We start from the raw sequence: 15,537 nt of genomic DNA, 5'->3' as shown, positions 1-15,537 counted from the left end.
TGAAAGCCCGGCATATGGCCGGGCTTTCTCAGGTTAGCGGTCAGAGACGAGAATGTATGCTGCTTTTACAGGTCCGTGCACCCCGACGACCAAATCCATTTCGATATCGGCTGAGTTGCTCGGTCCGGTAATGTAGTTGACGCAGGAGGGGACAGTGGCGCCGTCCGCAATGTTTTGGCGGATGATATCACTGGCTTGCGTCATTCTCGGCACAATGCTTGATTTTGGCACAATCGCAATGTAGGTCGTCGGCAGAAGGCTGACAGACCGGCCGATATCTTTTGAGGAGAAGAGGACAACCGTCCCCGACTCGGCCAGTGTGATTTCACTGAATGTAATTCCTACATTGGCTTGCTCCGCTTTTTTGATATTTTCTTCGCCTTTGTCAGCATCCCACTCCCAGACCGGCGTTCCATCGCTCGGCCAGTCTTTGGTGAGCAAGCCTTTTAGCCCGTATGCTTCAAAGCGGGGGTCCTTTGGAATGATAACAGGGCCTCCGGAAAACCGGCTGACTTGCTCGCGCAGGGCATCGCAGAGACCGGTTGAATCCGTTTCAATCAGCTCTGTATGGATTTTGACGCAATGGTTTTTGAGCACTGTGACCAAGTCATCCGCCGAGTATCCTTCAAGTGTTTGATATTGCGGCTGATGCGCCCACTCTGGGACTGCCACGCCTCCTGTTCTTCTTTCACGGCCAAGGCGTGATGCGATCCGGTTTAAAAAGCTCTCCTGATTCTGAACGGTCCCCTTCGTCATGACTCCTCCCCCTTCGCGCGTTCACTTGTTTCTCTATCTGTAAACCAGTCTCTGAATCTCGATTTATGCGGCGCCGGGAAATCGCGGATCTGTGTCCAGCTTTTGAGCGGGCCGGGCCCTTTCGACATTTTTTCACCCTCTGTAAAAGGCGTCATCGCGGCCGGTGCCCATTTTGAGCCCATTTTATAAAGCGGCAAAGAGGACGCGCCGAGTCCAAATGCTTTCATCGCAAGCTTTTCACTGATCGGCGCCCTGCCTTCTTTTTCGACGATGTTCTGGCGATGCTTGAGGAGCAGCTCATGTAGCGGAATTTTGACCGGGCAGGCTTCTGAACAAGCCGCGCACAGTGTAGATGCGTACGGCAGCTCCTTATAATCGTCATAACCGCCAAGCAGCGGCGATAAAACCGCTCCGATCGGCCCCGAATAGATTGAGCCGTAAGAGTGTCCGCCGACATGGCGGTACACTGGGCAGACATTGATACAGGCGGCACAGCGGATACATTGCAACACAGACTGGAATTCCGTTCCGAGAATGTTGGACCGCCCATTATCAACAATGACAAGGTGGAATTCCTCCGGCCCGTCCACTTCCCCTTCCAGCTTCGGGCCTGTCAGTGCTGTAATATAACTTGTCAGCCGCTGCCCGACAGCACTTCTTGTCAGCATGCTGACAAGCACTTCAAATTCAGAAAATGACGGGACAATCCGCTCCATTCCCATCACGGTGATTTGTGTTTTCGGCAAGGTGCTCACAAGCCGTCCATTTCCTTCATTGGTCACAAGGCTGACAGAACCCGTATCAGCGATGGCGAAGTTGCAGCCGGTAATGCCGATATCCGCTTCGAGAAACTTTTCCCGGAGGATGGCGCGCGCATGCATCACTAGCTCTTCCGGTTTTTCTGTATGTTGATAGTCCAGCCTTTCTTTAAAGACATCGCGTATCTGCTCTTTATTTTTATGAAGGGCGGGCGCTACGATATGTGACGGCGGATCGTGATCATCAATCTGCAAAATATATTCGCCGAGGTCGGTTTCAACGACTTCACAGCCTTCCTGTTCCAGCACCTCATTCAGATTGATTTCCTCTGTAACCATTGATTTTGATTTTACGATTTTCTTTCCATTCTTCTTTTGAATGACGTTGCGAATATAAGAAGACGCCTCTTCCGATGTTTCCGCGAAATAAACATGCCCGCCTCGTTTCGCCACATTTTCGGCAAGCTGGCCGAGATAGAAATCGAGATTTTCAAGGACATGCTGCCTGATTTCCTCTGATAAGGAGCGCCAGTCTTCCCAGTTTCCCAGCTCTTCGGCCGCTTCAAGGCGCCGTGTCCGCAGACGTTCCTGCGCACCAGAAACAGCGCCTCTCATAAATTCATTATCAATCCCCTGTGATACCCGCTCTTTAAAAGCGTCAGTACCGATTTTCATCGCCATGATCCTTCCCCCTCTGAATCCAGTTTTATCTGCTGTTTAGCACTTCGGCGATGTGCATCACTTTGACATTCTTGTCTTTTCGGTCAAGCCGGCCCCCGATATTCATCAAACAGCCGCAGTCAGCGCCGATCAGCACCTCCGCACCCGTATCCTCCACGCATGCGACTTTTTCATCGACCATCTGCTCAGAAATCTGTGCCATTTTGACGGAGAATGTTCCTCCGAATCCGCAGCAGTTATGTTTGCCCGGAAGCGCTGTGAACTCTAAGCCCTTCACTTGGCTCAAGAGCTTCATCGGCTCCTCCCGAACTCCGAGCAGTCGCGTCATATGGCACGACGTATGTAAGGTCGCTTTTGTATGAAGGGTCGCGCCGACATCCTCCACGCCAAGGACGTTCACGATAAAATCCGTCAGTTCATACGTTTTATCCGCGAGCTTTTGCGCTTTGTCCGCCCATTTCGGATCATTCTGAAACAGGTGCGGATACTCCCTGAACATCGTCGTGCAGGAACCGGAAGGGCTGACGACATATTCGGAATCCTGAAACGTTTCGATCATCCGTTTCATTGCTTTTTTGGCGTCATTCACATAGCCGCTGTTATAAGCCGGCTGCCCGCAGCAGATCTGCCCCTCCGGAAAATCCACCTCACATCCAAGGCGCTCTAGCAGTTCCACCGTTGCTTTTCCGACATTTGTTTGAAACATATCAACAAGACAAGTGACAAAAAGTGAGACTTTCATGATGAACCCCTCTTTCATCCCCAATATATGATCAGGTCATCTGATGACCTGAGTTAAAATAACTATATGAATATCGTACACTATTCTGACAAAGGAAGGAAAGGGTTTTCTAAACATCTCGGCAATAAAAAACGCCTGTTCCACTGGACAGACGTTCATAGCAATATACATTTTTTAATGACCATACAGGCACTTTCTGTATTTTTTATATGTTTTCACAAATAAATAAAAGAAGCTAAGAGCGCTAAGGAGAACAATCCAGCCCGCTCCCCCTCTCATCAGTGCAAAAGGTGTTTCAAACAAAAAGGCTCTGATAAAAGCTGCTCCCGTCTTATCCCACAGGCCCGGCGTATAATACAAACTCTGGGGACGGATAAATAAATCAGCAGTCAAACCATTGGTAGAAAAGAGGATCAGGATGAAGGATAAGAATATAAAAGAAAGTGCAAAGTACGATTGCAATAGGCGTTTATATCTTCCGGCTCTGGATTCTGTATCAGAAAAAATATCGTCTGATGCACTGGCTTTCTCTTTTCTAAAATAATGCAGGCCTTGTGAACTGAAAAGATGCTTCCATCCGCTGTCTTCAAAGAGAGTTCGATAATCAGTAAAATCTCCCGGATGTTTAAAGGTGCGATAGTCTATTTTGACGGTAGAGTTGTCAGACGATGCTTCATCTGAAAAACGATAGGATAAAAAACCTTTCCCTTTTAATTCGCACCCCTTATCTGCCATCTTATTCAGCCATTGTTCCTCACTGTCTATGTCCATAAAATATCTGTATTTCTTCATATGGTCTCCCCCTTTTTATTTACTTCCTGCCTCGTTATGTCAACCAGCCGCTCCATTCTCTCCATATCCTTCCACAACACATTTCTTCCGAGTTCAGTGATGATATATGTTTTTCTGCGGCGGTCTTCACTTGGATAAGGCTCGATCAATTGATGCTTCAATAAGTTTTCAATTGCTCCATAAAGAGTTCCAGGCGCCATTTTTACTCTTCCGCCGCTAAGATCTTCAATATTTTTCATAATGATGTAGCCGTGAGCAGGATGTAACAAAGATAAAAGAACATAGTAAACAGTCTCAGTCAGCGGCAAATGCTTATTTTCTTTCATATAACGGCCTCCAATATTCAGTGTAACTGTATAATTCCATCATATACAGTTATACTGAATATTGCAACCATAAATAACCAGATGAACACAAAAAAACCTGGCTATAAATAACCAGGTTTCCATTAAATCCAGCCTTTATCCTCAGCGATGCTGGCGGCTTCTGTCCGATTTTTCGCATTGAGCTTTTGGATGATTTCTGAAATATAGTTTCGGACTGTACCTTGAGATAAATAGAGTTCAAGCGTAATATCTTTTGTTGTCTTGCCTAAAGCCGCCAGTCGCAGAATTTCTTGTTCTCTTACGGTGAGCGGATTTTCGTCTCGCATCATATTAAACGTCAGCTCGGGGCTGAACACCCGTTTTCCCTTTACACACTTTCGGATGGCGTCGGCCAGATCGTCAATTTCGCCGTCTTTCAGCAGATAGCCATGTACGCCGGCTTTGACAGCGCGTTCAAAATATCCGGGACGGGCAAAAGTGGTTAAAATAATGACCTTGCTGCCGCAGCCTTTTAGCATTAATTCCTCTGCCACATCCAGCCCGCTTCGAACCGGCATTTCAATGTCCATGATGCATACATCCGGCTCCAGCTTCAGAATGGCTTTTAACGCTTCTTCCCCGTTGAGTGCTTGTCCGATGACTTCCATTTCCTCTTCTAAATCCAGCAGAGATCCCAGAGCGCCTAAAAGCATTCGCTGGTCCTCAGCAATAAACAGACGAATCATTCTTTTCGTCCTCCTATCAATCTGCTTTTTTAATAAGCGGAATCGTCAGTGTCAAAACCGTTCCGTTATGAGCTGAAAGCGTTAATCCTCCTTCAATGAGCATCAGCCGTTCTTCCATTCCCCGCAGGCCATTCCCAAACGTATTCTCCTTTGCCGCTCCCTTTCCGTCATCCCGTATCACAACTCTCATTTTGTCAGCAAACCGAGAAATGGTGATGGCGCAGTGGGTTGCTTTGCTGTGCTTGATGATATTGGTCACGGCTTCCCGCATACACATGCTGATAATATTTTGCGTGACGGGAGATATTGCTGAAAAGTCTTCGTCACCTATATATTGAAAGGTAATGTTCCCCGTTCTTAATATGTGCTGAATGTTGGCAAGCTCCTCCGCCATCGTAGCCGTTCTCATATCAGAAACAAGCTCACGAACCTGCTTGAGTGCGGCGCGTGAACTGATTTCCATTTCTTTTGCTTCCAGCCGGGTCCGTTCTGGATCAGATGTTGCCAGCCGCTGAATAAGCTGGCTTTTTAATGTAAGAAGGGACAGCGTATGTCCGAGCGTATCGTGGAGATCACGGGCGATTCGAACACGCTCCTCCCTTTTGGAGAGTTCTTTTATCTGTTCGTTGGCTTGGGCAAGTTGGGTTTCAAGTTCAATTCTCCGAAACATCGAACGGATGCCGAATGGAGAAATGAGCATGATGACGAGAAACGGGAGAACAGAAAAAAGCTCCCGGAGCGAAACCGAATTCGCGAGAAATTGATAAAAACACGGAAAAAGCAACATAAAGATTAAACCGCAGAACGCACGGTTAAACTTTGTTTTCTCTTTGTAATAACCAACAAAGTTTGCCGGAAAAAACCCTAAATAGATATAGGTGATATTGTAAAACACACTATAGATGAAAATAACCGCCATTTGCACGATAAGCCAATACGTAAACGAAGCTCTGCCCACATTGCAAAACAACTGGCGATAGGCTATGACAAAAAAGAGCAGCATGCCATATCCAATCACCTGTTTGACGCCTGTTTCTCTCAATAAAGAAAGAAACGGCATGATGGTATACACCAGAAAGATATAAGGGAAAAACCCGAATTGCTTAGGGAATATGGATCTTAAGATTTTCATGTATTACACCGCTTCTTGTTTTCTTCTTATATACTTAGATAGTAGCATGAAGAGCATCAAATAAGCGATTAGTATCAGAATATTTTCCCATGACGGACCCCCGCCCCGGACAAGTTCCCACGCTCCGTTCCCGAAATGATAAGACGGAAGCCACCGGCCAATGTTCTGCATCATGTCAGGCATAACCTCAAACGGCATCCACATGCCTCCGCCTAAAGCCAGCAGCATGTAAAGCACATTACTGATTCCAGCTGCTGTTTCTACTTTTCTCATAAGGCCGATTAGTGTGCCTAATGCTAAAAACGGCAATGCGCCAAACAAAATCCACAGTCCGCTCATGATCCATTCAAACGGGGACAAGTCGATGTCATTGATAATTGCGCCGCAAAGAAAAATGACGGTAATAGATAAGATGTGAATCACACTTTGACCGATCATCTGAGCTGATAAATAGATATGATCCGGAAGAGGCGTAATGCGGATAAAGGCAGTCCAGCCTTGCGACCGTTCTTGAACCATACGGATTCCAAGCGTCATGATAGAGGATCCCATTACGCTGAAGACTGTCATTGACATTAAGTAATGAGCGTCCCATGCACGTTGATCAGGGGCGTCCGTATTCACTACATTAGTAAAGAGATAATAAAAGGCAATCGGCATCATCAGAGACCAAAACACAAAATACTTATTCCGAAGCACCCTTTTCATTTCGGCTGCGCTTTGCTTTTGCAGCATATTCACTCACATCGCCCCCCTATTTCCGTCAGCCAGCTGGCGAAATGCCTCATCGAGCGTTCCTTGCTCAATTCGAATATCGCATGCTTGTATGTTTTCTTGAAAAATCAGTGCTAACACTTTGTCTGTATTTGATGTTTGGATGATGGTTCTCTGTTGCTTTTGGATCACTCGCTCTACGATCGGATGACGAGACAGCTTTTCCAATGATTCATCTGAATGCAGCGTAAAGGAAACAGACTGTTTTTGGATCCTTGAGCGGATTTGCATTGGCGAGTCGTCCGCCACAAGCCGTCCGTCAGCAAAAAATAAGATTCGCTGCGCGGCATCATCTGCTTCCTGTAAATAATGGGTTGAAAAAATAATTGTTTTTCCTTGGTCCGCGAGCCCATGTATGGTCTGCCAGAATCGATGTCTTGATGATGTGTCCATTCCGACTGTCGGTTCATCGAATATGAGCAGCTCCGGGTTCCCGACAAGTGCCAAAGCAAAGCTCAAACGGCGTTTTTGTCCGCCGGATAATTTTTCTGCCCTCGTTTTCAAGTCTTCTTTTGTGAGTGCTGTTAACGAAACGAGTTCTTTCATAGACAATGGATTTGGATAATAGCTTCGGAAGAGCTCGAGGATTTCATACACCTTCAGACCAGGCATGACGCTCACTTCCTGCAGCATCACCCCTATTTTTTCCCGCACCTGTTGATCATCGGGAACCCGGTTAAATAGCTTGATGTCTCCCTCGCTTGGTTTCAGCAATCCTAATATCATGGAGATAACGGTCGTCTTCCCTGCCCCATTCGGCCCGAGAATAGCTGCAATTTCTCCTTTTTTAATGCTGAAGCTGATGTTGTTTACAGCTGTTTTTTGCTGGAATTGTTTTGTCACATTGCTTACTGATACTGCCTCATTCATCACATGAACACCTCCTGATAGCTTATAATGATTGTAAAATGACGGAGAAGATGATGTTAGTATGAGGTGTCATGATGGTGGGTGACAAATGTCATATTCTTTCTCAAGTCTAGGCAATCCCTCCTCTACATCTTCCAATTCTTCCAGCTCGCCTATGCCGGATGTCCTCTTTCTTTTAAACTGCTATATACTTTCATAGAAAGACACACTCTTCAAACCGTGAGTGTTATGATATACATATTGAACTTTATTTTACTTTCCGGCTGAAAGGAGCCAATCATGAACGATGCGATTTTGTCTCGAAATGATGTGAAGGTGAAGGGAAGCGGCAAAACATCTATCATTTTCGCACCTGGTTTTGGATGTGATCAAAGTGTGTGGAATGCCGTGGCCCCGGCCTTCGAAGAAGATCATCGGGTCATTTTATTTGATTACGTCGGTTCGGGACATTCAGACTTGCACGCATATGACCCGGATCGTTACCGGACACTTGAAGGCTATGCCCAAGATGTTCTTGATGTTTGTGAAGCTTTAGATCTGGAAGACACCGTGTTTGTGGGGCACTCTGTCGGGGCTGTGATTGGGATGCTTGCTTCCATCCGCCGTCCGGCGCTTTTTTCCCATCTGGTGATGGTGGGGCCTTCTCCTTACTATTTGAATGATCCGCCTGAGTATTACGGAGGATTTGAGGAGGAACAGCTCCGTGGTTTGCTGGAGATGATGGAGAAAAATTACATAGGCTGGGCTACTGTATTCGCAGCAACCGTTCTGAATCAGTCAGATCGGCCTGAAATCAGGGAAGAGCTTGAAAACCGTTTTTGTTCTACTGACCCTGTAATTGCCCGCCAATTCGCGAAAGCCGCGTTTTTTTCTGATCACCGGGAGAATCTTTCGAAGGTAACGGTTCCCTCTCTGATTCTCCAATGCGCGGACGATATCATCGCACCGGCCGCAGTAGGCGAGTATATGCATAAGCATCTTCCTTATAGTACACTGAAACAAATGGAGGCTCGCGGGCATTGCCCCCACATGAGCCATCCTGAAGAGACGATCCAGCTGATCAGCGATTATTTGAAAGCGCTCTTGATATAGGAACGAAAGAGATAGAGGTGACCCTCTTAATGGACAAACAATTGAATGATGCACCATGCGGTTTCCTCACTTTGTCAGAAGAGGGTTCAATCATAGCTGTCAACCGCACCCTGCTCATGATTCTGAAATATGAGCCGAAAGAGATTGTCGGCCAGCATATGAATACGATCCTGACAATTCCCGCACAGCTTTTCTGCCAGCTCTATTTTGAGCCGCTTTTAAAACTGGAGCAGCACATTGAAGAAATGTACATTTCTCTGCAAACTAGAGATGGAGAAGAAATTCCCGTCCTTGTCAATGCTGTTGCAAGAGCTGATGGCGGATTATCTGTCACCGAGTGTGTTCTGATACCGATGCGAAAGCGAAACGAATATGAAAATGAGCTGCTGATGGCCAGAAACACGGCTCAGGAAGCTTTGCTTGCCAAACAGAAAGCCAATGCGGAGTTAGAAATGGCCTTGGAAGAGCTGAAGGCAAAACAAGAAGAACTTCTTGAGATCAACAAACAAAATCAACAATTTAAACTAAACACTAAAAGAGAGCTCGAGCTTGCCAGAAAAACACAGGAAAACTCGTTGACTGAACCGATTGTAAACGACCAGATCCAGATTGACGCTTATTACAAAGCATCCAGTGAATTATCGGGTGATCTATACGGATTTTATCAAATCGATGAACATCGATACGGCATTATTATTCTTGATGTGATGGGGCATGGGATTTCATCTGCATTGATTACGATGTCTCTGCATCCTTTGTTCCAGCGCCAGATCACGCAAGGTCTCAGTCCCGTCAAAGTCATGAAGGAATTAGACCGCCACCTTCACAGCTTGTTTCAAAATGATGAGGAAGCAAGACATTATTGCACGGCCATTTATCTCGAGATTGATACAGCCCGGCAAAAAATTGATTATGTCAACGCAGGGCATCCGCCGGCATTATGGCAGGGCGCCGGCGGAACCCAAAATCCGCTGCCCGCTACCGCGCCTCCGATCGGGATGTTTGAAGATACAGTGTTTCAGTCAAGCAGTCTTTCATACACGGAAGGCGGAAGGCTCCTGCTGTATACGGATGGCGTGATGGACCCTACGGCTTCATGTTATTTATTTGATTTGTTAAAGGACCATCCCGATTTGCCTATCGCTGACTTGAAAGAGCAAATTCTTACATCCCTGCATGATCATAAGGAAGCCCATCATAAAAGTGATGACGAATGTTTTATATTAGTTGATTTGAAATAAAATGATCCACGAGACGTAACAATGTTTGTTACATCTCATGGATTTTCTGTTTCAGCGATTCTTCAGGATATGTCCTGACTCCGCATATTGAAACACCTGCAGGGAAGGCAGCGGGTGTCCGTTAAAATCAAACAAAGCTTGGTTATCCACAGCACTTCCCCCATACCACTTTCCGGCATCTTCTGGGTCATATTCGGCGGCATAGCTGGAGGCCCAGCCTGAACCGTATGTATCCCACAACACTTTGTTTTTCTCTACCTGTGTTTTCGGCCCGACTGGAATCCACGCAGGCTCCCAATAGAACACACCAAGCCCCGCCGTTCCTGTATTCGCTACGGCCTGCATCACATCTCTTATCGCATTTGCCTGGCCTTGAACGGAAATAGGATATGGCAGCGTCTGTCCGCTTTTTGGCGCTGTATTTTCATGCCCATCGCCATCCTTCGCGGTATAGGTGTACGATGTCTCCGCCACCATGACTTTTTTGCCGTACTTCCCGGCAACTGCCTTCAGCATAGAGGTCAAATTCTGCAATGTGCCGTGCCAGAAAGGATAATAAGAACTGGCAAACACATCATAATCCACTTTGTTTTTGCGGAGTGTTTCTGCAATAAATGAATACCTTCCAGTTGTTTCAGGATTGGTAAAATGCAGCGCGACCAAGATGCCTGGGTCTGCTTCTCTGACCGCCCGGCTTCCTTCATTAAATAATTGGCTTATCTTCGCCCAATCGGTTTCGCCCGCAAATGCCCCTGTTGTTTCATTTCCGACCTGAACCATGCCGATGTCGACGCCTTCCTTGATCATTTTTTGCAGGCTTTGTTTCGTATACTCATAGAGCTCTGCTTTTTTAGCATCAAAGCTGAGATTCGCCCAAGCTTTGGGCACCTTCTGTTTCGCAGGATCAGCCCAGAAATCAGAATAATGAAAGTCGGCCAGCACCTTCATTCCGTTCGCTGTCGCTCTTTTTCCGATCTCAATGGCTTTTTGAACATCATTGTTTCCCCCTCCATATCCACTGCCATGTGAATCATACGGATCATTCCAAATGCGGACTCGAACATAGTTGACGCCGGCTTGTTTTAGGGTTGTAAAGATGTCCTGGCGTTTTCCGCTTGTATTGTAAAAGGTGACTCCGCTGTTTTCTAAAGCAATAACACTGGACACATCTGCCCCTTTGATAAAGTCCTTGTTCATGCCCTCTACTTTTTTAACGAAAAGATCCTCTGTCCGAGGGTTCTGCACATGTTTCTCCTCCCCAATGGCAGCGGCATATCCCGTAGAACTGAATACACTCCACACGATGGCAGCTGCAAAGAACATTTTCACTCTGCATTTCATGACACTTCTCACTCCTCGGTAAACACTTTCGAAATACAAGAAAAAAGAATCCGCCCATATCGAGCGGAGGCATCAGCCTAATGTGTGTTTACGACGATTCTCACTTCATATTTTTCCATCATCAGGTCGCCAGATACTATCTCTCCGGTCATCATATCTTTCACACTCTGATTAAACGTGACCAGCTGTTTTTCTTCCGTGAAATTCATGACAAAAATGTAATCATTGCCCTGATCCTGCCTCGCTTGTACGGAGACGCCTTTTCCGTGCCGAACCGGAAAAACAGGAGAAAGAGACAGGTCTGTGATCAGCCCTTCATAGAAATCCCGATGAAATTGATCCTCCAAACGCGCACCGATAAAATACGCCTTGCCCCGCTGATATTGATGGCTTGTCACCGCTGGCGTACGCGCATAAAAATCTTCTTGATACAAAGCTTCTGCAGACGCCGTCTTTACATTAATCACCGTTGCATAATCCTTCATTTCATATGATTGGCTGCGATAACTGACAGCATTTCGATCCTTCGGATACAGCGTATCGGTTTCAAGAGGCTCCATTCCGAAAATGGCTTGCAAATCCGGATGCCATCCGCCTGTGTACGTTAAGTCATGTTCATTTACAATTCCGCTGATATATGTCATGACTAAGGTGCCGCCGTTAGCCGTAAACGCTTTTAAACGGGAAATGGTGTCTTCGCTGATTAAATAAAGCATCGGGACGATCAGCAGTTTATATGATAGAAAATCTTGTTCTTTTGTGATGACGTCGACAGGGATATCGTGTTCCCAGAACGTGCGGTAATGCTGCTGAAGTGTTTGCGCATAACGTTTAGTCGCCTTTGCAAAACCCTGAGCATCCTCGAGCGCCCAATGATTTTCCCAGTCATATAAAATAGCAGTTTCAGCGGGCCGGTTCGTTCCGACAACTGCGGACAACTGTTCTAATGTCTCGCCGACTTTGGCCACTTCTTGAAAGACCCGATTTTTCGGGCTATTGTCATGATCCACTATTGCCCCGTGCAATTTTTCTGATGACCCGCGCGATTTACGGTATTGGAAATAGAGTACACTGTCCGAACCGTGGGCAATCATTTGCATAGACGACAGCAGATTCATGCCCGGGCGCTTCGCCTTGTTGACGTTATGCCAATTGACCGCGCTTGGCGTACACTCCATTAATAAGAAAGGCTGCTGCTTTAGGCTGCGGTACATGTCATTGATAAAGCCCGCCTTCATCGCCAAATCAGCTGTGCTTTCCCAGTCATTGTGCCAGACCGGATAAGCGTCCCAGCTGATGACATCGACATGCTTCGCAAATTTGCTGTAGTCGAGGCCCTGATACGGAATCAAATCCGGTGTGTCAGCCATAAAGTTCGTTGTGATAGGGATATCAGGCGTCAGTTCTTTAAGCGGGATGATTTCATTTTCATAAAACGAAATCGTTTGATCAGTGACGAACCGGCGCCAGTCTAAGTTCAAACCGTGCAAGCCATTTTCACCGATCGGCGAAGGGCTTTCAATTTGTGACCAGTCATTAAATGTATGGCTCCAAAAAGGAGTCCACCACGCATGGTTCAATGCCTTGAGGCTGTTGTCATATTTCGATTTCAGCCACACCCTGAAAGCATGCTGGCATTGGTCGCAGTGGCACTCTCCTCCGTATTCGTTGGAAATATGCCACATTAACAGCGCCGGATGATTGCCGTATCGTTCTGCTAATAACCGGTTGATGTGACGTGTTTTTTCACGGTAGACTTTAGATGTAAGGCAGTGGTTGTGCCTTCCGCCGTGCAGCTGTTTGACGCGGGAGGCATTGACCCGCAGCACTTCAGGATAGGTTTGTGACAGCCAGGCAGGACGGGCTCCGCTTGGCGTTGCTAATATGACCCGGCCGCCTATGCTGTGAATCCGTTCAAAAATATCATCAAGCCATTCAAATTGATATACGCCCTCTTCCGGCTCAAGCGCGCTCCATGCAAAAATGCCGACAGAAAACGTATTCGTATGAGAAAGCTTCATCAGCTTAATATCATCGGCTAAAATATCAGGCCGATCCAGCCACTGATCAGGATTGTAGTCTCCTCCGTGGAGCATGAACTTCGCTTTTGTAACGTACGTTTTTTCAAGCTTTGCCATTATTTTCTCCCCCTTATTCTCTTACCCTTTTGTTCCCCCAGCGGTTAATCCGGACACAAAATGCTTTTGCAGCATGATAAAGATGACGGCAACCGGTATGCTGATAAGCAGGGCTCCGGCAGCAAATGTCGTATAGCTGGCTCCCATGACATCATTCACTAAATTGAATAGACCTACGGGCAATGTATATGATTCAGGCGTTCTCAATATCGTTGAGGACAGCACAAAATCTCCGAGCGGGCCGGTAAAGCCGTTCATGGCGACTACTGCCGCCATCGGTTTTGATAATGGCAGAATGATCTGGAAGAAGATTCTTGTGCTGCCGGCCCCGTCAATCTTGGCGCTTTCGTCTAAATCCATCGGAATTGAATCCATGTATCCTTTCATCAAATACGTATTCATCGGGATCAGGCCGCCGATATAAAGCAAGATTAACAGCCAGTGGCTATTGATCATCCCCATGATTTGCGCCAGCACAAACAAGGCGATTAAAGCCGAAAACTGAGGAATCATTTGCAGCAATAAAAAGAGGGTTAAAGCGTATTTCCTTCCTTTAAATCGAAAGCGCGAAAACGCATAGGCGGTAAACGTCACACAGATCAAAGATCCGGCCATCGTAAACAGGCTGATCTTCATGGAGTTGTGATACCACTGCACATATTGAAGGCTTTCTTCGCCCGCAAATAACTCCTTGTAATGATCGAATGTCGGATGCTTAGGAATGATGGATGTACTGATTAAGCTGTTGCCGGGGTTAAAGCTTGCGCCTGCCGTCCAAAGGAGAGGATAAACAATGATGGCCGCCATACAGGCTAACAACAAGTAAGAAAAAAGGAGACGAATACATTTTCTGACCTTCATATCTGCCAGCATGCCTCATGCCTCCTCTTTAAAAGACTTCGTCCGTCTGAACTGCCACAATGCGATAGAGATGACAAACACAGATAATAAAATCGTTAAAGCCGCGGCGAGTGAATATTGACTGGACTGCATTGTCAATTTGTAAATCCACGACACAAGGATATCTGTCCCGCCGGCTGTTGATCCGGTTACCGCCGGACCGCCGCCGTTGAATAGATAGATAATATTAAAGTTATTAAAGTTAAACGTAAACTGGGTAATGATAATCGGAGCCATAGCAATGAACACCATCGGAAGCGTGATGTATCTCAGCTTCGAGAAAACAGAAGCGCCATCAATCGTGGCTGCTTCATACAGATCGTCCGGGATGGACTGCAAGACGCCTGTTGAGACGAGAAAGATGTACGGAAATCCGAGCCAGCCCTGCATAAGAATCAGTGCAAGCCTCGACCAATTGGCATCTGTCATCCATGGAAGAGGCTCTATGCCGAAAAAAGCCAAGATGTCGTGATTCATCGCACCGAAGCTATCATTAAACAGCCCTGCAAAAATTAAAATCGTCACAAAACCGGGAACAGCCCATGGCAAAATCAAAATCGTCCGGAAAAAACGTTTAAAACGAATGTCTTTCTGATTGACAATAATCGCGAGAAAAATCCCCAAACTGACTTGCAGTGTGGATGCTGCAAGTGTCCAAACCACTGTCCAAGCCAGTACATCAAAAAAAGTCGACCTCCAAATATCAACTGTGAAAATGTTTGAGAAGGTTTGAAAACCGACCCAATCAATTAATTTAGCAGGAGGCGAATGATATAAATCATAGTTTGTAAAGGCTAGTGCAAAGCTGAATAAGATGGGGAAGATGACGGCGAAAATTAAAATAAACAAAGATGGGCCGCTGACGACATAAGGGTAGCCATGAGAAATGATATGTTGGTATTGTTCCTTGAGGGAGCTCAATGGCTTGTTTTCATCGCGCTGTTTTCCGCTTTGAAACGCATCGCGAAGATTCACATAATACACCGCAAGGCCAAAGCAGGTCACGATTACAGCGATAATCCCTTCCGCCAGCAGAAACACGGAATGATCCCGCGGCACCTCTGTTCCCAACGTGAAAATTCCCCAAAACCCCATATTGAGCAGATCTCCAAAGACTGCAAAAAACGATGCGCCTAGGAAAAGAAAGACCAAACCTTTTATCCATTGCTTGTTATAAAATTGCCCCAGCCCCGGAATGATTGACAGGAATAAAGCGATTTGACGATTCTGCACCGTTTTCACCTCTCTTACAATACAAATCTAGCTTTC

15 protein-coding genes are annotated in these 15,537 nt (G+C 46.3%); 2 read left to right on the top strand and 13 right to left on the bottom strand.

Annotated features, from left to right (window positions below; translation table 11 throughout):
• Positions 1–33: 33 nt before the first annotated feature.
• From lutC to ACY3LV_RS13445, 9 genes are all read right to left on the bottom strand, one after another.
• Positions 34–756 (bottom strand): lactate utilization protein LutC, encoded by a 723-nt coding sequence (gene lutC / locus ACY3LV_RS13485; protein ID WP_464863967.1) that lies wholly within the window; start codon positions 754–756, stop codon positions 34–36.
• Positions 753–2,195, bottom strand: coding sequence for a lactate utilization iron-sulfur protein LutB (gene lutB, locus ACY3LV_RS13480; RefSeq protein ID WP_148962745.1), 1,443 nt, complete (start codon positions 2,193–2,195; stop codon positions 753–755). Before lutB ends, lutC begins: the two co-directional genes overlap by 4 nt.
• Positions 2,196–2,220: 25 nt before the next feature.
• Complete coding sequence (gene lutA, locus ACY3LV_RS13475; RefSeq protein WP_148962744.1) at positions 2,221–2,937, bottom strand: lactate utilization iron-sulfur protein LutA; 717 nt, start codon at positions 2,935–2,937, stop codon at positions 2,221–2,223.
• A gap of 174 nt (positions 2,938–3,111) precedes the next feature.
• Entirely contained in the window at positions 3,112–3,729 is a 618-nt protein-coding gene (locus ACY3LV_RS13470) for a DUF2812 domain-containing protein (protein ID WP_333560907.1), read from the bottom strand.
• Positions 3,726–4,055, bottom strand: a complete 330-nt coding sequence (locus tag ACY3LV_RS13465; protein WP_106295524.1) for a PadR family transcriptional regulator — start codon at positions 4,053–4,055, stop codon at positions 3,726–3,728. Before ACY3LV_RS13465 ends, ACY3LV_RS13470 begins: the two co-directional genes overlap by 4 nt.
• A 122-nt stretch (positions 4,056–4,177) precedes the next feature.
• Complete coding sequence (gene yvfU / locus ACY3LV_RS13460) at positions 4,178–4,780, bottom strand: two-component system response regulator YvfU (protein WP_464863966.1); 603 nt, start codon at positions 4,778–4,780, stop codon at positions 4,178–4,180.
• 16 nt (positions 4,781–4,796) lie between these two features.
• On the bottom strand, positions 4,797–5,912 hold the full coding sequence (locus tag ACY3LV_RS13455) for a sensor histidine kinase (protein WP_464863964.1): 1,116 nt from the start codon (positions 5,910–5,912) through the stop codon (positions 4,797–4,799).
• A gap of 3 nt (positions 5,913–5,915) precedes the next feature.
• Positions 5,916–6,653 carry an ABC transporter permease gene (locus ACY3LV_RS13450; RefSeq protein ID WP_148962740.1) on the bottom strand — a complete coding sequence of 246 codons (738 nt, stop codon included), beginning with the start codon at positions 6,651–6,653 and terminating at the stop codon, positions 5,916–5,918.
• On the bottom strand, positions 6,654–7,559 hold the full coding sequence (locus ACY3LV_RS13445) for an ABC transporter ATP-binding protein (RefSeq protein WP_464863962.1): 906 nt from the start codon (positions 7,557–7,559) through the stop codon (positions 6,654–6,656).
• Positions 7,560–7,835: 276 nt separating this feature from the next.
• Between ACY3LV_RS13445 and ACY3LV_RS13440 the strand changes: the two genes are divergently transcribed.
• Together ACY3LV_RS13440 and ACY3LV_RS13435 are read left to right on the top strand one after the other, a co-directional pair.
• Positions 7,836–8,648 carry an alpha/beta fold hydrolase gene (locus ACY3LV_RS13440; RefSeq protein ID WP_464863961.1) on the top strand — a complete coding sequence of 271 codons (813 nt, stop codon included), beginning with the start codon at positions 7,836–7,838 and terminating at the stop codon, positions 8,646–8,648.
• 29 nt (positions 8,649–8,677) lie between these two features.
• Positions 8,678–9,889: a PP2C family protein-serine/threonine phosphatase gene (locus ACY3LV_RS13435; protein WP_464863959.1), complete on the top strand. Its 1,212-nt coding sequence runs from the start codon at positions 8,678–8,680 to the stop codon at positions 9,887–9,889.
• Positions 9,890–9,940: 51 nt separating this feature from the next.
• Here ACY3LV_RS13435 and ACY3LV_RS13430 read toward each other — a convergent pair whose 3' ends face one another.
• The 4 genes from ACY3LV_RS13430 to ganP form a co-directional block, all read right to left on the bottom strand.
• Positions 9,941–11,230 carry an arabinogalactan endo-1,4-beta-galactosidase gene (locus ACY3LV_RS13430; protein WP_464863958.1) on the bottom strand — a complete coding sequence of 430 codons (1,290 nt, stop codon included), beginning with the start codon at positions 11,228–11,230 and terminating at the stop codon, positions 9,941–9,943.
• A 77-nt stretch (positions 11,231–11,307) separates the two neighbouring features.
• Complete coding sequence (gene ganA / locus ACY3LV_RS13425) at positions 11,308–13,371, bottom strand: beta-galactosidase GanA (RefSeq protein WP_464863976.1); 2,064 nt, start codon at positions 13,369–13,371, stop codon at positions 11,308–11,310.
• An 18-nt stretch (positions 13,372–13,389) separates the two neighbouring features.
• A complete protein-coding gene (gene ganQ / locus ACY3LV_RS13420; RefSeq protein ID WP_464863957.1) occupies positions 13,390–14,241 on the bottom strand; it encodes an arabinogalactan oligomer ABC transporter permease GanQ in 852 nt (283 codons plus the stop codon).
• A gap of 3 nt (positions 14,242–14,244) precedes the next feature.
• Entirely contained in the window at positions 14,245–15,501 is a 1,257-nt protein-coding gene (gene ganP / locus ACY3LV_RS13415; protein ID WP_464863956.1) for an arabinogalactan oligomer ABC transporter permease GanP, read from the bottom strand.
• Between the last annotated feature and the right edge of the window lie 36 nt (positions 15,502–15,537).

The organism is Bacillus sp. 11C (assembly GCF_055486375.1).
The sequence above is the reverse complement of the archived record's forward strand: the minus strand, read 5'-3'. Positions and strand labels throughout refer to the sequence as shown.